The organism is Rhodococcus daqingensis, assembly GCF_042665615.1.
GTDB classification, from domain to species: domain Bacteria; phylum Actinomycetota; class Actinomycetes; order Mycobacteriales; family Mycobacteriaceae; genus Rhodococcus_G; species Rhodococcus_G daqingensis.
This window is the reverse complement of sequence record NZ_JBHTCS010000029.1, coordinates 1-20777: the sequence shown is the minus strand read 5'-3', so window position 1 is coordinate 20777 and position 20777 is coordinate 1. Positions and strand designations below refer to the sequence as shown.

Below are 20777 nucleotides of genomic sequence, written 5' to 3'. Positions count from 1 at the left end.
AACTTATCGTCGAACTTAGTGGAGATTCGGACGAGCAACAAGACACCGCATCGATACCAACTGGAAGAATTCCGGAACTGTCACTACTTGGGCTGGATTGGCGCTATTCCTTCGTGGAGGTTTCCGGTCGATCCCGCAGGTGGGGACCGACAAGTTGGGTGCGGAACCAGGCGACGGAAAGCGCCAAACCCCGACGCAGGTCGATCTCAGGGTTCCAGCGGAGCGCGGATTGCGCCAGCGAAATATCAGGTCGGCGTTGAGCAGGGTCATCGACCGGCAGCGGTTCGAAGCAGATCTGCGAGGTTGAACCAGTTATCTCGAGGACCGCATCCGCCAATTCCAGAATGGTGAACTCGTCAGGGTTGCCGATGTTGACCGCCCCGACATGGGTCGAATCGAGCAGGTCGACGATCCCTCTGACCTGGTCATCGACGTAGCAGAAGCTTCGGGTCTGAGTTCCGTCCCCGTACACCGTCAGGGGCATGCCACGCATCGCCTGGGTGATGAAGGTGGACACCACCCGTCCGTCGTTCGGGCGCATTCGTGGCCCATACGTGTTGAACGTACGGCTGATGCACACATCCACGCCGTGACTGCGATGGTGAGCCATCGTCAACGCCTCGGCGAAGCGCTTCGCCTCGTCGTACACGCCCCGCGGCCCGAGCGGGTTCACGTGACCCCAGTAGCCCTCCGGTTGCGGGTGCACCTGCGGATCACCGTAGACCTCGCTGGTCGAAGCCAGTAGGTAGCGGGCGCCATTCGCCTCGGCCAGGGCCAGGGTGTGCAGCGTTCCCAAGCTTCCGACTCGCATCGTCTCGATGGGCATCCGGAGGTAATCCTTAGGAGACGCGGGACTGGCGAGATGCATCACTGCGTCGATGTGGCCGCTGACTTGCACAGGTTCCGTGACGTCATGGTGAATGAATCTGAAACCCGCGTGGCTGGACAGATGCTCTATGTTCTCGAGCGTTCCCGTGCACAGATTGTCCAGGCCGACCACCTCGTCGCCACGCGCGAGCAGATTGTCACAAACGTGGGATCCAACGAATCCGGCCGCTCCGGTGACGACGATTCTCATTTGGCTCCCTCAGTGCCGGGAGGTCGGCTTCCCGTCGAAAGTCGGTGCCTCGAAGTCGGAATCCCAGGTCGCCTGCGGTCCAGCTGAGCGCCCAACGGCCACGTACTTCAGTCCAGCGGATTCTATGGCCCCACCGTCGAAGACATTGCGACCGTCAACGAACACGTTTCCACGCATGCGGATTCGGAGCTTCGCTGGATCCAGTCGGAGGAAGTCGGGCCAATCCGTAGCCAACACAACGGCGTCGGCACCGTCAGCTACCTGGTAGAGGTCGCCAACGATGGCGATGCCGGTGACCGCAGGAGCTTCGGTCGCTACGGGGTCGTAGGCGATGACCTCCGCCCCCAAGGCGAGCAACCGGCGGGCCAACTCGACCGCTGGGGAATCGCGTAGGTCGTCGGTGTCGGGCTTGAATGTGAGTCCGAGCAATCCGATGCGACGACCTTGTAAGTCGGAGAAGTGCATACCGAGCTTGCGAAGCACCACCTCCTGCTGCTGTGCGTTCACCTGAACGACAGCGGTGAGCAGCGACGGCTCATAGCCCCCGTCGCGAGCGGTCGCTATGAGCGCCGACAAGTCCTTACCCAAGCATGAGCCACCCCAGCCGAGGCCCGCGGACAGGAATTCGGGCGCGATGCGCCGGTCGAGCCCCATGCCGGTGGCGAGAACCTTCACGTCGGCGCCGACCAGGTCGCAGACGTTGGCTAGTTCGTTGATGAAACTGACCTTCGCTGCGAGGAAAGCGTTGCTCGCATACTTCATCATTTCGGCTGTCGTGACATCCACACACATCAACGCAGGTCTCCTTGCCGGGATGCCACCCGCGAAGCACTGTTGAAGGATTGGCCGGTACAGCTCGCTGACCCGCTCGAGAGCCTGTGGGTCGTCGCCGCCGAGAATCACTCGGTCCGGGTGCAGGAAGTCCGCGATCGCGCTGCCTTCACGGAGGAACTCTGGGTTGTGCACGAGTACTGCACTGCCAAGCGGCGCCGGACGGCCGTCGCCACGGTCGAGTTCGTCCCGGATGACAGCTTCGATCAACCGCGCGCCGCCAATGGTGATCGTGCTCTTGCTGACCACGATCACCGCACGGCGGATAGCTGACGCGACAGAGCGCGCGGCGTTCGTTATCGCCGACATGTCCACGGTGCCGTCCGGCAGGATCGGCGTTCCGACGCACAGGAAGACCACGTCGGCATTGGCGACCCCGTCATCGTAGTTCGCCGTAAATCGCAGCCGGCCATCTCGGCTGCAGGAGTTCAAGAGGTCCTCGAGTCCTGGCTCATGGAAGGGAATTCGCCCGGCCCGCAGCTGGGCGAGCTTGGCAGGATCGTTCTCGATACCGACTACCGAATGGCCCAGGCTGGCGAAGCACGCGGCGACAACGGTACCGACGTATCCGGAACCCACCACCGCAACCGAAATCCGCTCGCGCCCGTTCATGAACGACCTCCTTCGATCGAACCAGACGGCCTTGACCAGCTGCTGTTCGATACCCGGCCTCAGGACCCGTCACACTGTGCGCCAAAACGCATCCACGTCGATTCCACCCAGCACACCCCGTATCCGCGCCGCCTCAACTCCGGCCCGACGGCGACACACGGTTCGAAACCCGGTCCGCGAGTCGCGGAAACCGCGAACCCATCTACTCATTCTGACGGGCCCGTCAAGACCAGCCGTGATGAATGGGGCTATCGAATTCCGCTCCGAGGCAGAGTGGACCCCTGGGTGTAAAGCGCGCACAGGCGCCGTATGCGCGTCAGACGCTGGTGCGGTTCAGCTTGCCCGCGAGGCGCTGCAGGTAGGCCTCCACCTCGGCCTCGGACTTGTCGGGCACCCCGAACACGACCTCGGTCACGCCGAGGTCCTCCCAGCGGGCGAGCTTCTCCGGGTCGGGCTTGCCGGCCAGCACCACGATCCGGGGCGCGCCCTCGCGGCCGGCCTCCCGCCAGATGCGTCGCAGCAGCAGCACGTTGTCGTCGATGTCCTGCTCGATCGGGGTGGTCATCCAGCCGTCCGCGGACCGGGCAATCCACTTGAAGTTCTTCTCGTTTCCCGCGGCGCCGACGATCACCGGAACACGGGGCTGCTGAATGGTTTTCGGCCAGGCCCAGCTCGGCCCGAACTTGACGAACTCGCCGTCGTACTCGGCCTCCTGCTGCGACCACAGTGCCTGCATGGCCTCGAGGTACTCGCGCAGCATGGTCCGCCGCCGCCCCGGCGGCACACCGTGGTCGGTCAGCTCGTCGAGGTTCCAGCCGTACCCGACGCCGAGCACCACCCGCCCCCCGGACAGGTGGTCGAGCGAGGCGATGGTCTTGGCCAGGGTGATCGGATCGTGTTCGACCGGGAGCGCGACCGCGGTGCCGAGCGCGATGCGTTCGGTCACCGAGGCCGCCGTCGCCAGCGCCACCCAGGGGTCGAGAGTGCGCATGTAGCGGTCGTCGGGCAGCGTCTCGTCCCCGGTCTGCGGGTGTGCGGCGTCCCGGCGAGCCGGGATGTGGGTGTGCTCGGGGACGTAGAAGGAATCGAAGCCGGCGCCCTCCGAGGCGACGGCAGCCGCCGCGGGCGTGATCCCGCGATCACTCGTGAACAGCGTGATTCCAAACTTCACCAGGGTCTCCCTTGCCACCGTGAGCGAGCGCTCGAGTCAGACCGAGACTATTAGCCGGACACCTGTTTAACAAGGTGTCCAGACCCCCCGGTTCCGGCCCCGATCTAGAACTCGTTCACCCCGCGTCGATTCACCCAGGACCAGCCGATCTTGCCTAGCCGCACCCGGCGTCATGACACACGTTCCACATCAGCCGAATCGCGAGCCGGCTAGGAGACCACGATCGTGCCGCGGCCCGGGATGTGCGGGAAGTTCGTGTCGATCTGGACTTCGATCCGCCCGACCCCGGTGTCCGCGGTCATCGGCACCCACGGCCCGTCCGTCGGCGACAGCGGTGTGTCGTCGCCGAGCGGCACCGGCGGCCCCGGGAAAACTCCGTTCGCTCCGGTGTCCAGGTTCTTCCAGCGCAGGGTGGCTTCGACGCCGCAGTAGGGGGCCTGGAACAGGCCGGGGACGAAGGTGAACTCCGGCCGCACCCAGATCGTCGGGTTCTGCCCGAAGAAGAGGGCGTTCGGGTCGTAGTGCGCGTCCACGGTCCCTACGCATCCAAGGGCCCCGCCACCGAGTGTGTAGGTCGGTGAGATCCCCACCGGGTCCGCCCACGACCCGGTCGACGCCGCTGCGGTCCCCCCTGTCAGCGACGCCGCCACCGCGACCGACACCACAACTGCCCGAGTGGTTTTCATCGTCCCTGCCCCCCAGTCGACGCTACGGCGTCATCTCGTAGGCGCCATCGTAGGCCCGCACCTGCTCCCACACCCGGCCGAACCGATCCTCGTCCACCACGGGCTTGCGGATCGCGCCGAGCGCCCATTCCTGCTGGGCGGGCGTCGACGACGGCTTCCCGTGCAGGGCAACCGCATAGCCGGAGAAGTCGCGGATCTGGAAGTCGAAGATCTGATCGACCAGGTCCCGGTCCAGCCCGGTGATCTCGGCCTGCTCGAGGACCAGCTGCCCGTAGACGACGAGCGAGAACAGGTGCCCGACGTTGAGCAGGAAGTCCAGGTCCTTCTGCTGCGCGGCGTCGGGTGCCGCGGTGGTGAGCAGCTTCTTGAGCTCGAGTGCCTGCTCGTAGAACCGCACCACGTTCGGGATGTCGGCGAATCGCTCGTAGACCTTGGTCCAATCGTGGAACTGCACCTTGGCCGCGCCGCGGGTGGGGCCCTGGTTCCAGAAGAACTCGTCGTCGGCGGCGTCCAGTCGGGTCCCGATCTCGGGGTACTCGGCGGGGTTGAACATGTAGTTGGGCATGAACTTGAGGATCAGCCCGACGTTGACGTGGACCGTGCCCTCCAGCTTGGGCAGGCAGCCGATGACCTCGACGGCCTCACGGAAGTAGGTGTTCTTCTCGTACCCCTTGGCCGCGACCACATCGTGCAGCAGCGCGATCACGCGCTCGCCCTCGGAGGTGACCTTCGCCTTGGTCATCGGGTTGAACAGCAGGTACCGACGGTCCTCGAGGCTCGCGCTGCGGAAGTAGTCGACGGCCCTGGCGCTGAACTGCTTCATCGCGACCATCCGGGCGTACGCGTCGACGAACGCCGCCCGCACGTGCGTGAAGTCGGTGACCGGGTTGCCGTAGAGGATCCGGTTCTGCGCGTGGGTGATCGCCTCGTAGAAGGCGTGCTCGGTGATGCCGATCGAGCCGGTGCACAGGTTGAACTTGCCGACGTTGACGGTGTTGAGCGCCGCCTCGAACGCCTGCACCCCGGTGTGCAGGATGTCCTCCTCGCGCACCGGGTAGTCCTCGAGCCGGAAGGTGCTCACGTACATCTGGCCGTGGATGACGTTGTCGATGAGCTTGTAGTTCGGATGCTGGCTGTCCGCGACGAAGAAGACGTACCCGTCGGACCCCTCGACGTCGGTCCGTCGACCGAACACCGACACCATGCCCGCGACATTGCCGTTGCCGATGTAGTACTTCTCGCCCGTGGCCCGGAAGGCCACGCCGTCGTCGCCCGACTGCGGATCGAGCAGCATGTCGGTGGAGTACACATCGGCGCCGTGCTCGCGCTCCGAGAGACCGAACGCCATCACGCCGCCGTCCGCCAGCTCGCGGGCGGCCCGCTGCTTCGCGGCCGTGTTCTCGCTCATCCAGATCGGCCCGAGGCCGAGGATGGTGACCTGCCAGGCGTACCAGTACGCCAGGCCGTAGAACCCGAAGATCTCGCTGAGGGCGGCGTTGCGGGCCGCATCCCAGCGACGGTTCGGGTCGCCCTCACCGAACTCGGCCGGGGTCTGGAAGGTGGCGAAGAGCTTCTCGCTCTTCACGAACTCCAGGAAGTCCGACACCCAGGTCGCGTCCAGATCGTCCTGGAGCAGTTGCTTCTTGCCCCGGTTCTCGAACCAGTCGACGGTCGCGCGCAGCAACCGCCGGGTTTCCTCGTCGAATTCGGCGAAGTCGCTGGTGGCCGGGTTGAACAGTTGTCCGTTCGCGGACATGGGTTGCCCCTCTCTCGCAGATCAGCTCGCGTCTGAGAAGAACCTACCAGCGAGTAGCAATTCCTCCCCTTGTGTCACAGGTCACTCCACTGCTACGTTTCTGACACAGCGACACAAATTTGTTTCATCGTCCAATGCTGACAGGAACCCACGATGCCGCTCGACTTCGATTCCGCCATCCGCGAGGCCGTCCCCATGCCGGTCGACGACGAGATCACCTCGACCTCACCGCGGCTCGGCCCCGATTCCCTGATCTGGAAGTACTACGGCGACGTGCGCGGACTGCTGGGCTTTCAGCGAATCGCCGGGACCGAGAACTGCATCGAACAACTCGGCAAGGCGGTCGAGGACCATTCGGTGATCTTCTCGGACACCCTCGGCCGGGCCCGGCGCAGCGGGCCGCCCATCATGAAGACCGTCTACAGCGAGGACCCCCACCACTGGGGCCGCACCGTCCGCGACTTCCACAGGCCGATCAAGGGCACCGTCGCCGACGGATCGCGCTACCACGCGCTCAACCCGGAACTCTTCTACTGGGCGCACGCCACCTTCGTCGACCAGGTCCTCTACGTCACCGACACCTTCATCCGGCGCCTGTCCCACGAGGAGAAGGTCCAGATCTTCGAGGAGGGCAAGACCTGGTACCGCCTCTACGGGGTCAGCGACCGGGGTCAACCACAGACCTATGAGGAGTTCCTCGAGTACTGGGAGCAGATGCTCGACCGGTTCGTCCCGACCCGCACCATCGTGTACGCCACCGGGTACATCAGGAAGGGCGTGCCCGGTCCCAGGCGGATCCCGGCACCGGTGTGGCGAATCCTGTCGGCACCCCTGAACGCCTTCATCCGCACCGTGGTCGTCGGCACGCTGCCCCCGCAGATGCGCGAGGTGTGCAACCTCGACTGGGATGCCAAGAAGGAGAAGCGGTTCCAGCGATTCGCGGCATTCTCCCGCAGGATCAACCCGCTGGTCACCCGGCTGCCGCTGCGCGCGCTGTACCTGCCGTGGGCCTACGACGCCTGGCGCCGGGTCGGCGTCGACCCCCGCCCCCTGATGAACACACCCACCGTCGTCCCCGCCCGCTAGGAGTTCGAAGTGCGCACCAAAGTGTTGGCAGCACCGCCGGCCGGTAGCGGCCTCCGACCGATCTACGGCACCGGCGACCCCGGCGTGATCGAGCTGCTCCGCTTCTTCCGTAACCCGATCGAGCTGGTGGCCCGGCGCCGCGCGGCCTTCGGGGACATCACCTACATCAAGGCATTCGGCCTCGAATTCGCCATCCCGCTCACCGCCGACGGCACCGAGTCGGTGGCCATGAACCGCCAGAAGGCGCTGGCCGCCGAACCCGCCTGGGGCTTCCTCATCGGTCCGTTCTTCCGCCGCGGCATCCTGCTGATGGACTTCGAGGAGCACCGCCACCACCGGCTGATCCTCCAGCAGGCCTTCAACAACAAGCGCCTGCGCGGGTACCTGGACGAGATGCAGCCGATGCTGCGCACGGGGGTCGAGCGCCTGCCCACCGGCGAGAAGGTGCTCGTCCTGGACGAGCTCAAGTCGCTCACCCTCGACCTCGCCCTGGAGATCTTCCTCGGGATGGACCTGCCTCGCGCCGAGGCCGATCGGATCAACAAGGCCTTCATCGACTGTGTGAACGCCGGAATGTCGATCATCCGCAAGGACATTCCGGGGACCAAGTGGGCCAGGGGGCTGGCCGGACGACGCGTGCTCGAGGAGTTCTTCTATCGGCACCTGCCCGCCAAGCGCGCGTCCGAGACCCCCGATCTGTTCTCGGTGCTCTGCCATGCGCGGTCCGAGGAGGGCCACACCTTCACCGACGAGGACGTCGTCAACCACATGATCTTCGTGCTGATGGCCGCGCACGACACCTCGACGATCACCCTCACCACCATGGCCTACTACCTGGCCAAGCATCCCGAATGGCAGGACCGGGCGCGGGCCCAGTCCCGTTCGCTGCCCCGCGAGATCACCTACGACAACCTCGACGAGTTCACCGTGCTCGACGCCGTGATGAAGGAGTCGCTGCGGCTGAACTCCCCGGTGCCCGGGCTGGCTCGACGGGCGTTGGAGGACACCGAGATCAACGGGCACTTCGTCCCGAAGGGCACCTACGTCAGCGCGGTGGGCATGGTCAACCATCACAACCCGGACCTGTGGACCCACCCCGAGCACTTCGACCCGGACCGCTTCTCCCCCGAACGCGCCGAGGACAAGTCACACCGCTACGCGTGGATGCCGTTCGGCGGCGGCGTGCACAAGTGCATCGGCCTCTACTTCGCCCAGATGGAGATCAAGACGATCATGCACAACCTGCTCCTCGAGTACGAGTGGTCGGTACCCGCGGATTACACCTGGAAACTGGACAATTCCACGCTGCCGGTGCCCAAGGACCACCTGCCCGTCACGCTGCGGGCGCCGTGACCGCGGATATGCTGGCACGCGATGAACACGCGTCCCGCCCCCGTCGCGCCGACCGCTCCCCCGGCGGAGCAGGCGATGCTCGACGCCGCCCGGGACGAGTTCGAGCGCTACGGGATCCGTCGGACCAACATGGACGACGTGGCCAAGCGTGCCGGGATCAGCCGCAGCACCCTCTACCGGAAGTTCCCGAACAAGGATGCGCTGGTCGAGGTGCTGGTGCTGCGCGAGGCGGGGCTGTTCTTCGATCAGCTCGACGCCCTGGCCCGGGACCTGGACCCGCCGCGGGCGCTGGTCGAGTGCTTTGCCCGGGGCATCGCACTGACGCAGGAGATCCCGTTGATCGGCCGGATCTTCGAGAGCGAACCGGAGATGCTGGTCGAGGTGACGACGCGCACCGAGGGAGCACCGATCGCGGTCGCGGCCGCCCGAGTGGCCGCCGCGCTGCGACACAGCGGGGCGACGATGCCCGAGGACGATCTGCTCGCGGTCTCGGAGATCCTCATCCGCATCTCGTTGTCGCTGCTGCTGCACCCGCACGGCCGCCTCGACACCACCGATCCCGACGCGGTGCGTCACTACGCCGAGAGGTACCTCGCCCGACTGGTGTGGTGACACCATGACGGCGTCGATCGAGGCGCTGCTGCGCCAGCTGCCGTCGTCCACCGAGTTCGCTTCGGCCACCGCCCCTTTCACCGGTGAACCGCTCCCCGACGTCCCCCAGACCGGCACCGAGTCGGTGGCCGCGGCGGCGCTCGCCTGCCGCGCCGCGCAGCCCGGGTGGGCGGCCAGGCCGGTGCGTGATCGGCAGCGGGTGCTCGCGCGGTTCGCGCGGCTGCTGGTCGACGACCACGACCGGCTGTGCGACCTCATGCAGTGGGAGACCGGCAAGGCGCGCGTGCACGCCGCCATCGAGGTGCAGGGCGTCGTCTCCGTGGCCCGCCACTACGCGGCCCGCGGCGGCGCGTACCTGGGCGAACGGCGCGCGCTCGGTGCGGTGCCCGGCCTCGTCGGGGCCCGCGTGGGGTACCGCCCGAAGGGGCTCGTCGGGGTGATCGCCCCGTGGAACTACCCCCTGTTCCTGGCGGTCGGCGACGTGGTCCCGGCCCTGCTCGCCGGCAACGCGGTCCTCAGCAAGGCCGATTCGCAGGCCCCGCTCACCCTTTTGCACGCACGGCACCTGGCCGTCCGGGCGGGGGTGCCCGAGGCCGTCTGGCAGGTGGTCGCCGGACCGGGGAGCCGGCTCGGGCCCGCCCTGATCGACGAGGTGGACCACCTCAGCTTCACCGGCTCGACCGCGACGGGTCGCGATATCGCGCGTCGCTGCGCCGACCGCCTGATCGGGGCCTCGCTCGAGCTCGGGGGCAAGAACCCGATGATCGTCTGCGCGGACGCCGACCTTCGGGCGGCCGCTCGCGGCGCCGTGCAGGCTGCCTTCTCCAATGCCGGGCAGATGTGCATCGGTATCGAGCGAATCTACGTCCACGAGAAGGTGTTCGACGGGTTCCGCGACGAGCTCATCCGCCGCACCGCGCGGCTGCGACTCGGCGCCGGATACGACTACGACGTGGACATGGGCTCGCTCACCTCACGTAGGCAGCTGGACCTCACCCGGAGCCACGTGGCCGACGCCCTCGCCAAGGGCGCGACCGTCGCGACCGGCGGCCGAGCCCGGCCCGACCTCGGTCCGTTCTTCCACGAGCCCACCGTGCTGACCGGCGTCACCGCCGAGATGGCGGTGTACGCCGAGGAGACCTTCGGGCCGGTGGTCTCCCTCTACCGGGTGACCTCGGAGGCGGAGGCGATCCGCCTCGCGAACGAGGGCGATTACGGCCTCAGCGCCAGCGTCTGGACCCGGGACCTGCGGCGCGGGCGCCGGATCGCGGCCCAGGTGGTCGCCGGCGCGGTGAACGTCAACGACGGCTACCTGTCCGCGATCGCTTCGCTCGGCGCGCCGATGGGCGGGATGCGCACCAGCGGCACCGGGCGCAGGCACGGCCGCGAGGGCATCGTCCGCTACACCGAGCCGCAGACGGTCACCACCCAGCGCATCGCCACGGCCTACCCCGACCGATTCCGCGGGCCCCTGCTCCGCGCGATGAACGCGGGCACCCGTGCGCTGCTGGCGATTCGACACCGACCATGAGGAGAACGATGCGAATCCTCGACGAGACGCACGCCGCGGGCACGCTCTGGCGGGCGGGCGCGGTGCCGCGCGACCCTCGAGCCCTGGCCGCCGGTGCCCGCGCGCTCGCCCGACTCGGGCCGTTCGGCGGACTGCCCGCCTTCGGGGCGGCGGCCTTCCCGGACCGCGTCACCCTCGTGGACGACCGAGGTCAGCTGACGTTCGCCGAGTTCGCCCATCGCACACACCGGCTCGCGCACGCGCTGCGGTCTCGGTTGCCTGCGCCCCAACCGGGGATCGGCATCCTGTGCCGCAATCACGCCGATGCCGTCGTCGCGCTCTGCGCGGCGTCGGCGGCGGGCGCCCGGGTGGTGCTGCTCAACTCGGATTTCGGCCCGCGTCAGGTGGCCCAGGTGGCCGCTCGTGAGCGTCTCGACGCGCTGGTCTACGACGAGGAATTCACAACCGCGGCATCGGGTTTCGGCGGTCCGCGGTGGTGCGCCTGGACCGAGGACGCCCGGGCGGAGAGCTCACTGGCCGCGCTGTTGACCGGCGAGTCCGCCTCGCTGCCTGCCCGGCCGCCTCGGCCCCCGGCGCTGGTGGTGCTCACCAGCGGGACCAGCGGGCTACCCAAGGGCGCCCCGCGGTCGCAGGCCCCGTCCCTGCTGGTCCCCGCCGGCCTGCTCACCAAGATCCCGCTGCGCGGCGGCGAGCGGGTGCTGCTGTCCGCACCGGTCTTTCACGGCTGGGGCCTGATCATCGCGACGCTCACCCTCACCCTGGGCTCGACGCTGGTGCTGCACCGCCGGTTCGACGCCGGGCGGGTGCTGGCGGACCTGGAGCGCCGCCGCTGCTCGACCCTGGTGGCGGTGCCGACCATGTTGCGCCGACTGGTGGCGCTCGGGGACGCGGTTCCGGTGGCCGACCTGTCCGCGCTGCGGATCGTCGCGAGCGGCGGCGCGCGGCTCGACGGCACCCTGGTCGCCCAGGTCACCGAGGCGCTCGGCCCGGTGCTGCACAACCTCTACGGTTCCACCGAGGCCTCGTACATCAGCATCGCGACCCCGGAGGACCTGGCCGTGGCCCCGGACTGCGCGGGAATCCCGCCGCGCGGCACCGTCGTCCGCATCGCCGACGACGACGGCGAGAGCACACCGGTCGGCGCCGAGGGCCGGATCCTCGTGCGCACGCCGGGCCAGATCGACGCGTACACCGACGGCACCAGGAAGAGCGATTCCGACGGGTTCCTCGACACCGGCGACCGCGGCCGCCTGGACGCCGCCGGCCGCCTGCACGTGGCGGGCCGCTCCGACGCCATGATCGTCTCCGGCGGCGAGAACGTCTTCCCGGAGGAACTCGAGATGGCGCTGCTCGCGCATCCGGAGGTGGCGGACGCCGCCGTCACGCCGGTGCGGGACGCCGAGTTCGGGCATCGACTGCGCGCCTATCTCGTCCGTGCCGACACCCCCGCCGGTCGGGACGCGCTCGACGAGCAGGCGGTCCGCCGGTACCTCGCCGCGGAACTGCCCCGATCACGGATGCCGCGCGAGATCGTGTTCGTCGACCACCTCTCGCGAGGCTCGACGGGCAAGCTCACCCGCCGCACACTCGACGAACTGCAGGAGGAGCACAGATGAGGCGCACAGATCTCACCGACCGGGTGGTGGTCGTGACCGGCGGGGCCCGCGGCATCGGCCGCGCCACGGCGACCGCGCTGCGGGCCGAGGGAGCCCGGGTCGCGATCGGCGACATCGACGAGCCCGAGGTGGTCCGCACGGCCGCGCAACTCGGCGTGCTCGGCGCCGTGCTGGACGTCACCGATCCGAAATCGGTGTCATCGTTTCTCGCCCAGGTGGAATCGGCCCTCGGCCGACCGTGGGGCTGGGTGAATAACGCCGGCATCATGCCGCTCGGCCCGCTGCTCGAGCAGGACGACGCCATCGTCGACGCGGCGGTGGACGTCAACCTTCGCGGCGTCCTGAACGGCACGCGCGCCGCGGGACGCGCGATGACCGCGGCCGGCGGCGGACGAATCGTCAACATCGCCTCGATCGCCGGCTGTATCCCGGTTCCGGGCATGGCCGTCTACAACGCCACCAAAGCCGCGGTGCTCTGCTTCGGCGACGCCGCGGACGCCGAATTGTCCGCCTCCGGGGTGCGGGTGTCGACGGTGCTGCCGTCGTTCACGAACACCGCGCTGCTGGACGGCACCCACCCCGGCCGACTGCTCACCCCGATCCCGCCGAAGACGGTCGCCGACGCAGTCGTCGCGACGTTGCGGTCCGGCCGGCGCCGGGCGGTGGTCCCGCGCCGGCTGTCCGGGTCCCTGCTGTGGCCGCTGTTCCCGCGGCCGCTGACGCGCCTGCTGCGGCGGGCGACCGGGCTCGACCGGGTGTTCCTGGACGTCGATTCCGGTCGCGCCGCGTACGACGCACGGATCCGCGACGGGTCGACCTAGATCCTGGTGCCGCGACGCGTGTGAGAGCATCCAGTGCCGCACACCACTCGAGCCGAGGGACCGCTTCAGCAATGTTCACCGCCGCCGCACTTCTGATCGTTGCCACGGTCGGATACGTCGGCTACCGACGACTGCGCCGCGACCCGGCGCTGCGCGCCGACCTGTGGGCCCGTGTCCGGACGTACGCGCTGGCGGCCGGACTGTTGACGCTGGCGGCCGTGGCCGTCTGGAGGGGGCCGACGGGCGAGACCGCACTGGTCCTCGCCTGCGCGGCCGTACTCGTCCTCCCCCTCGCCGCCCGCGCCACCGCGCAGGACCGGGCCGCCGTCCGTGAGTCCACGCGCCGCGCTCAACTGGGTCTCGAGCCACGCAGGCCGCTGGTCAATGTCGCTGTGCTGCAGGCGCGTTGGGTGGCGGCGGGGGCACTCGCCTACTTCTGCATCGGGGGTTTCCGCGGTTTCGTCGCGCTCACCGCGGTCCTCTCACAGCACGTTCCGGGCTCCGGCTGGGCGCTGTCCGCGGTCGTCGCGACGGCCGCGGCAGCCGCGGTCGCACACGTAAGCGTCCAACGGCGCCGGCTGGCCGCGGAGGACGCCCGCCTCGACGCACTGGACCGGGCCGTCAGCTGACGGCCCGGTCCGGTACTGCTGTTTCGTGGGTCAGCCGCGGACGGCGGCGAGCACCTCGGCAAGCGCGGAGCCGACAGGCACCTCCCGGGACTCCCCGGTGAAGCGGTCCCGCAGTTCCACGTTGCCCTCGGCGAACCCGCGGCCGACGACGACGACGAGCGGCACACCGAGCAACTCGGAGTCCTTGAACTTCACGCCGGGCGAGGCCTTGCGGTCGTCGAGGATCACCGACAGTCCGGCCCGGTCCAGCTCCGCGGCGAGCGCCTCGGCGCCCTCGCGGGCCGCATCGTCCTTGTTCGCGATCACCAGGTGCACGTTCGCGGGCGACACCTCCGCCGGCCAGCGCAGGCCCTTGTCGTCGTGCTGCTGCTCGGCCATCACCGCAACCAACCGCGAGACGCCGATGCCGTACGAGCCCATCGTCGGACGGACCGGCTTGCCGTTCTCGCCGAGCACGTCGACGCCGAACGCGTCGGTGTACTTGCGGCCGAGCTGGAAGACGTGGCCGACCTCGATGCCGCGGGCCGCGACCAGCGGCCCGGCACCGTCGGGCGAGGGGTCGCCGTCGCGCACCTCGGCGGCCTCGATGGTGCCGTCCGGGGTGAAGTCGCGGCCGGCGACGAGGCCGACGACGTGCTTGCCCTCCTCGTCGGCGCCGGTGATCCAGCTGGTGCCGTCGACGACGCGGGGATCAACGACGTAGCGGATACCGTTGGCCTGCAGCGCCTTCGGACCGATGTAACCCTTGACCAGGAAAGGGTTGTTCTTGAAGTCGGTCTCGGTGATCAGCACGTACTCGGCGGGCGTGAGCGCGGCCTCGAGGCGCTTCTCGTCGACCTCGCGGTCACCGGGGATGCCGATGCCGAGAAGCTCCCACTCGCCACCGGGTACACGGGTCTTGACCATGATGTTCTTCAGCGTGTCCGCGGCGGTCACCGTCTTGCCGAGGTCCGCGCCGTTGGCCCAGTCGACCAGCGACTCGATGGTCGGGGTGTCCGGGGTGTCGAACACCTTCGCCTCGGGCTGCCCGTCGAACGGGATCGCGGCGGGCGCGAGCGTCTTGACGGCCTCGACGTTCGCGGCGTAGCCGGACTCGATGCACCGGACGTAGGTGTCCTCACCGATCGGGCTCTCGGCCAGGAACTCCTCCGAGGCGCTGCCGCCCATCGCGCCCGAGGTCGCGGAGACGATGACGTACTTGACGCCGAGCCGCTCCAGGATGCGCTCGTAGGCGTCGCGGTGCGCCTGGTAGGAGGCCTCCAGGCCCTCGTCGGTGAGGTCGAAGGAGTACGAGTCCTTCATCACGAACTCGCGGCCGCGCAGGATGCCGGCACGCGGGCGCTCCTCGTCGCGGTACTTGGTCTGCACCTGGTACAGGGTGACCGGGAAGTCCTTGTACGAGTTGTACTCGCCCTTCACGGTGAGCGCGAACAGCTCCTCGTGGGTGGGGCCGAGCATGTAGTCGTTGCCCTTGCGGTCCTTGAGGCGGAACAGGCCGGCGCCGTACTCGGTCCAGCGGTTCGACGTCTCGTAGGGCTCGCGCGGGAGCAGCGCGGGCAACAGGATCTCCTGCGCGCCAATCGCATCCATCTCCTCGCGGACGACCCGCTCGACCTCGCGCAGCACCCGCAGGCCCAGCGGCAGCCAGGAGTACACGCCCGGCGCGATGCGCCGCACGTAGCCGGCGCGGACGAGCAGCTTGTGGCTGGCGACCTCGGCGTCGGCCGGATCGTCGCGGAGCGTGCGGAGGAACAGCTGAGACAGGCGGGTGATCACGGGGTATCAGGATAGTCGGCCCACGGGGCGGCGCGGCCCGCCCGGTACCGTTACCGCTCGTGCTGGTGCTGCTTCCCCCCTCCGAGACCAAGTCCGACGGCGGCAAGGGCGCCCCCCTGGACCTGGGCGAGCTGTCGCTGCCTAAGCTCACCGCGACCCGCGAGGTGCTGGTGAACGCGCTCGTCGAGCTGGCCGCCGACGCCGAGGCGTCGAGCCTCGCGCTGGGGCTGAGCTCCGGGCAGTCCGACGAGATCGCGCGCAACGCGGCGCTGTGGACCTCGTCGACGCGCCCCGCCCTGGAGCGCTACACGGGGGTGCTGTTCGACGCCCTCGACGCGAAGTCGTTCACCCGCGCGCAGAAGGCGAAGGCGCTGACCCGCCTCGCGGTCGGCTCCGCACTGTTCGGCGTGGTCCGCGCGGGCGATCCGATCCCGGCGTACCGGCTGTCCGGCGGCTCGAAGCTGCCTGGGATGGGCACCCTGCAGTCGGTGTGGAAGCCGGAGCTGACCTCGGCGCTCGAGGCGGAGGCCGACGGCCTGGTGGTGGACCTGCGCTCGGGCACCTACCAGCAGCTCGGCCCGGTGCCCGGCGCCGTGATCGCCACCGTGCTCACCGAGAAGCCGGACGGCAGCCGCTCGGTGGTCAGCCACTTCAACAAGCACCACAAGGGCCTGCTCGCCCGCGCCCTGGTGATCTCACGCGCCGAACCGTCGGACATCAAGGGCGTCGCCCGGGTCGCGGCCAAGGCCGGGCTGCGGGTCGAGATCGCCTCCGACCGCGAGCTGGTCATCCTGACGTAGGCAGGTGAGATGTCTCCGCTGTGGCGGGGCCCGCCTCCCCCTGAGATCGCACACCTTTTCTACCAGCAGAAACCCATTGAGTATAGAACATGTGTTCGAGTAGCGTAGTTGCATGGAACTCGACGGGTGGGCCCGCGATGGTGTCGACGTCCGGGTGTCGGCGCCGGCGGGATGATGAGTCTGTCGTCGTCATCATCATCGATGCGGCGCGCGGACCGAATTCTCAGCTGATCCGGCGCATTTCCCGCTTGACCTTCACGTAGCGGCAACTTTTACGGTCGAAGACGAGGCCGGACGGACCGGCCTCACGGAAGATGGGAAGCACCATGAGCTGGTCGATCGCGGATGTGGCGAGGATGTCGGGCGTCACCGCCCGCACCTTGCGGCATTACGACGACATCGGATTGCTCGAGCCCGCCTGCGTGGGCACCAACGGCTACCGCTACTACGAGGAGGAACAACTGCTGCGCTTGCAGCAGATCCTCGTGCTGCGCGAACTCGGCCTGGGCCTCGCCGAGATCGCCGAGGCGGTCGACTCCGAGCCGGACACGCTCGCCGCCCTCAAACGCCAGCACATCCGCCTCCTCGGAGAGCGCAACCGCCTGACGCGGATGGCTGACACCGTGGCGCACACCATCGCCGAACTCGAAGGGAAGACGGAAATGACAGTCAAGATCAACCGCCCGGAGAACCTGTTCGAGGGCTTCGACCACACGCAGTACGACGACGAGGCCCGCGAACGCTGGCCGGAGGAGTTCGAGCAGTCTCAGCGCAACACCGCAACAATGACTGCCGGGGACGTCGAGCGTATGCAGCGTGAGCTGACCGCGGCGATGATCCGTATGGCCGAGTTCATGGCCGCAGGCACCCCGGTCGGCGACGCGGCGGTCCAGACAGAGATCCACACTCAATACCAGGGCATATGCCGCATGTGGACCCCAAACCGGGACGCGTACATATGCCTGGGGCAGATGTATGTGGAGGACGAGCGGTTCAAGGTGAACTACGAGAAGATCGCCGAGGGACTGGCCGAGTATCAGCGGGACGCGATGGTCGTATACGCGGACGAGCGGCTCGGCGAGTAGTCCTCGGACCGGGAGCCGGGTATCCCGGACAATGGAGCTTCCCCTCCGCGGTCAATGCGGAACGTTCCTGTGTGTGCTGTCAAGCGCCGGATTGTTCGAACACCCGGCCGTTGGGACTTGGTGCGGGTCGACGAGGGAAGCGTCGGCCCGCACCATTTGCTCGCGTAGCGGGCTTCAACGGGCCTCCAATGAACTCCGATGTTGCCATCGTGACCGCGGGTCACCGTCCAAAGTCCTAGCTGTGCGGCGGCGTCCTCGGTGGCGAAGTCCCGCTCAATCCCTCCTGGGAAGAGTTCCCGCAGGACGGCATGAAGTTGGTTGACGAGTCGGCCGTTCTGTTTGACCAGGTCGGTTCGGCGTTCGTCGAGTATCCGCAGCACATCGGTGTGTCCCTCCGGGGCGACCGGCCGGAAGTCGCCCTGGCTGAACGCGACACACGCGGCCGCGGCCGCGGCCGCATCGATGCGATCGTTCTTGCGCCGGCCCCCGCGTGAGAGCTCGCGCACCCGTGCGGTCGCGGTCGACGGCACGTCCACCACGGCCTCTCCCCGGCTGATGAGCCATTGGGTGAGGTGGTGCCCGAGGCCGGAGGCGTTCTCCACCGCCCAGATACGGTCCGGCCTCTGCTTCGACCATGTCATCAGCTGGGCGTAGTCGTCGAACGAGGCGTTGATCCGGATCGAGCCGAGATCGGTATTCGTTGTGGAGTCGACCGCGGTCGCGGTGTGGGTGGACTTGTGCGGGTCGATTCCGAACACGATCACCGATGCGAACTCCATGCCGAGTGGATGGGGTATCCGCGGCCGGCATTCCGACTTTCGGTCACCAAGGATCGGTGACGTTCCTGTGTTGAGCCAGGCTGCGGACGGAGAGCCACTCACCACGGTCTCCTACGGCACGTTACGAACCCGCCGGTTCGAACACGAGCCGCCCCGCCATACAAGTCGGAAACCCCGTCCACGAACCACGCACCGCCGCCAAACGCCGCGCCGACGCCCTCGAAGACATCATCCGCGGACACCTCGACGCCGGCCGCGGCCCCACCGAAGGCGGCGAACGCCCCCACGTCACCATCACCATCGACCTCGACGCGCTGGTAGCGGCGTTATCCGTTGCCGCGAAGGAACCGGCCACCGGATCCTGGGGGACGAACGGCTGGGACTACCACTCCGGCACCGCATACGGGCCCGGCGCCCCCGCCTCGATGCCATGGCTCGGACCCATCTCCCCCTCCATCCCTCCCCGCCTGTCCTGCGACGCCATGGTCACCGCGATCCTGGTGGACAGCAACCGAACCCCACTCGACGTCGGCCGCACCGCCCGAATCATCCCATCGAGGATCCGCAGAGCCCTCATCGCACGGGGCTGCGGATGCGCCTTCCCCGGCTGCGGCCGCCCCGCCGAATGGACTGAAGGACACCACATTTGGCACTGGGCGAAGGGGGGACCGACCACACTGTCGAACCTCGTGCTCCTGTGCCGCAAGCACCACACCATCATCCACAAATCCACTGGGACGTGAAGATCAGCGACGACGGCCACCCGCCCCGAGCACTTCGTGCAGGGGGGACCCCCAGGTTCACCCCACCAGCGTGGCTGGACCCACTACGAAGACTACGGCCGGCTCACAACCGGCGCGACCTCCACCTGATGGCCTGACCCGCAGCCACAGCACCCGCACCATCCAGCAGACCGGTTACCGACAGTGTCGAGCGACTTTTCGCCGACTCACCTCCGCGGCCGATTGCGGGGTGACGGAGACTCCGCGGACCGCGAGGTCGGCGCCAGCTCCCCACCTGCGCATCCGTATAGGGCGGCGACTGGCCCTGAACTCCGCGACGTGCGTCCAGCGACGCAGGAGTCGGGTGATGCAAGTTGCACACCCTGGTGAGTTGATCTGCACGGCTATGGACCTAGTCGCGACCACACCGTGAGCGGCACCATGATTCGTGTTACTGCTCATTTGGACAAGGAGCACAGATCATGACCTACGTTACGCACGATCAGCGGACCAACTGTGCCGACATCATGATCTTCTGCCCGGAGCGGCACACATGACGCGGCCGCCAACGTTTTCGTGTGGCTGAGCGAGCCGGCGTGGGCTCGCGTGCGATTTCCGCGCTCCAGCGAACCTGCACGTCGTAGAGGATTCGGTGACTCACGGTACCGGCGCTCACAGGGCTCGTACCGTGACCTCACTACGCGGAGGAGCGGCCACACCACGCGGGAATCACGTTGTCCTGCAAGATCGAGCCGGGGAGCAGCCCGCTAGCCACCAAGCGCAGTTGCCGAGTCCGACCACCCGCTGGTACGCGGATCACCCAGAAGAAGGAAGCACATGTTCACCAACACCTTCACCGAGACCTTCGGGATCGAGCACCCCATCGTGTGCGGCGGCATGACCGCCGTCGGCACCGCGGATCTGATCAGCGCCGTTGCCAACGCCGGGGCACTCGGATTCCTCACCGCCCTCACCCAACCCACCCCAGAGGCACTGGTCAAGGAGATCGCCCGCTGCCGCGATCTCACCGATAAGCCGTTCGGCGTCAATCTGACGATCCTGCCGACCATCCAACCGGTGCCCTACGACGAATACCGCGACGCAATAGTCGACAGCGGCATCACCATCGTCGAAACCGCCGGCGGCAACCCGCAACCGCACCTGCCCGCGTTCAAGGCAGCCGGTGTCAAGGTCATCCACAAGGCGGTCTCGGTCCGGCACGCCCTCAAGGCCCAGCAACTCGGCGTCGACGCCATCAGCATCGACGGCTTCGAATGCGCCGGCCACCCCGGCGAAGACGACGTCCCCGGGCTCGTGCTGATCCCCGCCGCGGCCAGGGCACTGTCCATCCCGATCATCGCCAGCGGCGGAATCGCCACCGGCGCAGGTCTTGTCGCCGCCCTCGCGCTCGGGGCATCCGCGGTCAACATGGGCACCCGTTTCATGGCGACCACCGAGGCGCCCATTCACGACAACGTCAAACAACAGATCGTCGACAACACCGAACGCGACAGCGTCATCGTCTTCCGCGAATTTCGCAATACCGCTCGCGTGGCACGAAACTCGGTCTCCGAAGAGATCGTGACCATCTCACGCCGACCGGGTGCGACATTCGACGACATCGCCCACCTGGCCAGCGGTGCCCGAGGCCGCGAGCAGGTGTACGGCAACGGTGACGTCGAAGGCGGACTCTGGTGGGCCGGCCAGGCCCAAGGCCTGATTCACGACATCGGCAGTTGCGAGGAAGTGGTCGGCTCGATCATCGCCGACGCTCGGCAGATCATCTCCCGCGCACTGCCCGATCAGCTCCGCGGCTGAATCAGCCCGGCAACC

The 20777-nt window shown here is 68.0% G+C and carries 18 protein-coding genes and 1 pseudogene; 11 read left to right on the top strand and 8 right to left on the bottom strand.

Translation table 11 applies throughout. The annotated features are described in order from the left end of the window. Positions 1–103 precede the first annotated feature (103 nt). From ACFQS9_RS24070 to ACFQS9_RS24050, 5 genes are all read right to left on the bottom strand, one after another. Entirely contained in the window at positions 104–1078 is a 975-nt protein-coding gene (locus ACFQS9_RS24070; protein WP_378409078.1) for a UDP-glucuronic acid decarboxylase family protein, read from the bottom strand. Between the two features lie 9 nt (positions 1079–1087). Next, on the bottom strand, positions 1088–2521 hold the full coding sequence (locus ACFQS9_RS24065; protein WP_378409077.1) for a UDP-glucose dehydrogenase family protein: 1434 nt from the start codon (positions 2519–2521) through the stop codon (positions 1088–1090). A 316-nt stretch (positions 2522–2837) separates the two neighbouring features. Then, positions 2838–3692: an LLM class F420-dependent oxidoreductase gene (locus ACFQS9_RS24060; RefSeq protein WP_378409076.1), complete on the bottom strand. Its 855-nt coding sequence runs from the start codon at positions 3690–3692 to the stop codon at positions 2838–2840. A 209-nt stretch (positions 3693–3901) separates the two neighbouring features. Next, positions 3902–4378, bottom strand: coding sequence for a hypothetical protein (locus ACFQS9_RS24055; RefSeq protein WP_378409075.1), 477 nt, complete (start codon positions 4376–4378; stop codon positions 3902–3904). 22 nt (positions 4379–4400) lie between these two features. Continuing rightward, positions 4401–6134 (bottom strand): acyl-CoA dehydrogenase family protein, encoded by a 1734-nt coding sequence (locus ACFQS9_RS24050; RefSeq protein ID WP_378409074.1) that lies wholly within the window; start codon positions 6132–6134, stop codon positions 4401–4403. Positions 6135–6287: 153 nt separating this feature from the next. Between ACFQS9_RS24050 and ACFQS9_RS24045 the strand changes: the two genes are divergently transcribed. The 7 genes from ACFQS9_RS24045 (at position 6288) to ACFQS9_RS24015 (ending at position 13782) form a co-directional block, all read left to right on the top strand. Continuing rightward, positions 6288–7220 carry an oxygenase MpaB family protein gene (locus ACFQS9_RS24045; protein WP_378409073.1) on the top strand — a complete coding sequence of 311 codons (933 nt, stop codon included), beginning with the start codon at positions 6288–6290 and terminating at the stop codon, positions 7218–7220. Between the two features lie 9 nt (positions 7221–7229). Continuing rightward, a complete protein-coding gene (locus ACFQS9_RS24040; RefSeq protein WP_378409072.1) occupies positions 7230–8573 on the top strand; it encodes a cytochrome P450 in 1344 nt (447 codons plus the stop codon). Between the two features lie 21 nt (positions 8574–8594). Next, positions 8595–9185, top strand: coding sequence for a TetR/AcrR family transcriptional regulator (locus tag ACFQS9_RS24035; RefSeq protein WP_378409071.1), 591 nt, complete (start codon positions 8595–8597; stop codon positions 9183–9185). 4 nt (positions 9186–9189) lie between these two features. Next, on the top strand, positions 9190–10716 hold the full coding sequence (locus ACFQS9_RS24030) for a succinic semialdehyde dehydrogenase (protein WP_378409070.1): 1527 nt from the start codon (positions 9190–9192) through the stop codon (positions 10714–10716). An 8-nt stretch (positions 10717–10724) separates the two neighbouring features. After that, the gene (locus ACFQS9_RS24025) at positions 10725–12332 is read left to right on the top strand and encodes an AMP-binding protein (RefSeq protein WP_378409069.1); all 1608 of its coding nucleotides are present in this window, start codon (positions 10725–10727) and stop codon (positions 12330–12332) included. Further along, on the top strand, positions 12329–13153 hold the full coding sequence (locus tag ACFQS9_RS24020) for an SDR family NAD(P)-dependent oxidoreductase (RefSeq protein ID WP_378409068.1): 825 nt from the start codon (positions 12329–12331) through the stop codon (positions 13151–13153). Before ACFQS9_RS24025 ends, ACFQS9_RS24020 begins: the two co-directional genes overlap by 4 nt. A 71-nt stretch (positions 13154–13224) precedes the next feature. Continuing rightward, the gene (locus ACFQS9_RS24015) at positions 13225–13782 is read left to right on the top strand and encodes a hypothetical protein (RefSeq protein WP_378409067.1); all 558 of its coding nucleotides are present in this window, start codon (positions 13225–13227) and stop codon (positions 13780–13782) included. A 30-nt stretch (positions 13783–13812) separates the two neighbouring features. On the opposite strand, the gene ACFQS9_RS24010 is transcribed toward ACFQS9_RS24015, so the two are convergent. After that, positions 13813–15558 carry a proline--tRNA ligase gene (locus tag ACFQS9_RS24010; RefSeq protein ID WP_378409066.1) on the bottom strand — a complete coding sequence of 582 codons (1746 nt, stop codon included), beginning with the start codon at positions 15556–15558 and terminating at the stop codon, positions 13813–13815. Positions 15559–15617: 59 nt separating this feature from the next. Here ACFQS9_RS24010 and yaaA point away from each other — a divergent pair, with 59 nt between their 5' ends. Continuing rightward, positions 15618–16358, top strand: coding sequence for a peroxide stress protein YaaA (gene yaaA / locus ACFQS9_RS24005; RefSeq protein ID WP_378409065.1), 741 nt, complete (start codon positions 15618–15620; stop codon positions 16356–16358). 223 nt (positions 16359–16581) lie between these two features. Here the strand turns inward: yaaA and ACFQS9_RS24000 are convergent, their stop codons facing one another. Then, on the bottom strand, positions 16582–16728 hold the full coding sequence (locus tag ACFQS9_RS24000) for a hypothetical protein (RefSeq protein ID WP_378409064.1): 147 nt from the start codon (positions 16726–16728) through the stop codon (positions 16582–16584). On the opposite strand from ACFQS9_RS24000, the gene ACFQS9_RS23995 reads away from it, so the two are divergent. Continuing rightward, positions 16715–17443 carry a MerR family transcriptional regulator gene (locus ACFQS9_RS23995; RefSeq protein WP_378409063.1) on the top strand — a complete coding sequence of 243 codons (729 nt, stop codon included), beginning with the start codon at positions 16715–16717 and terminating at the stop codon, positions 17441–17443. The two genes, ACFQS9_RS24000 and ACFQS9_RS23995, sit on opposite strands and share 14 nt — an antisense overlap. Before the next feature lie 236 nt (positions 17444–17679). On the opposite strand, the pseudogene ACFQS9_RS26480 reads toward ACFQS9_RS23995, so the two are convergent. Beyond that, positions 17680–18207: pseudogene (locus ACFQS9_RS26480) on the bottom strand (IS110 family transposase); the annotation flags it as partial. Between the two features lie 95 nt (positions 18208–18302). Here ACFQS9_RS26480 and ACFQS9_RS23985 point away from each other — a divergent pair. Together ACFQS9_RS23985 and ACFQS9_RS23980 are read left to right on the top strand one after the other, a co-directional pair. Next, positions 18303–18965 (top strand): HNH endonuclease signature motif containing protein, encoded by a 663-nt coding sequence (locus ACFQS9_RS23985; RefSeq protein ID WP_378409127.1) that lies wholly within the window; start codon positions 18303–18305, stop codon positions 18963–18965. A gap of 816 nt (positions 18966–19781) precedes the next feature. Then, positions 19782–20762 carry an NAD(P)H-dependent flavin oxidoreductase gene (locus tag ACFQS9_RS23980; RefSeq protein WP_378409061.1) on the top strand — a complete coding sequence of 327 codons (981 nt, stop codon included), beginning with the start codon at positions 19782–19784 and terminating at the stop codon, positions 20760–20762. Positions 20763–20777: the final 15 nt, after the last annotated feature.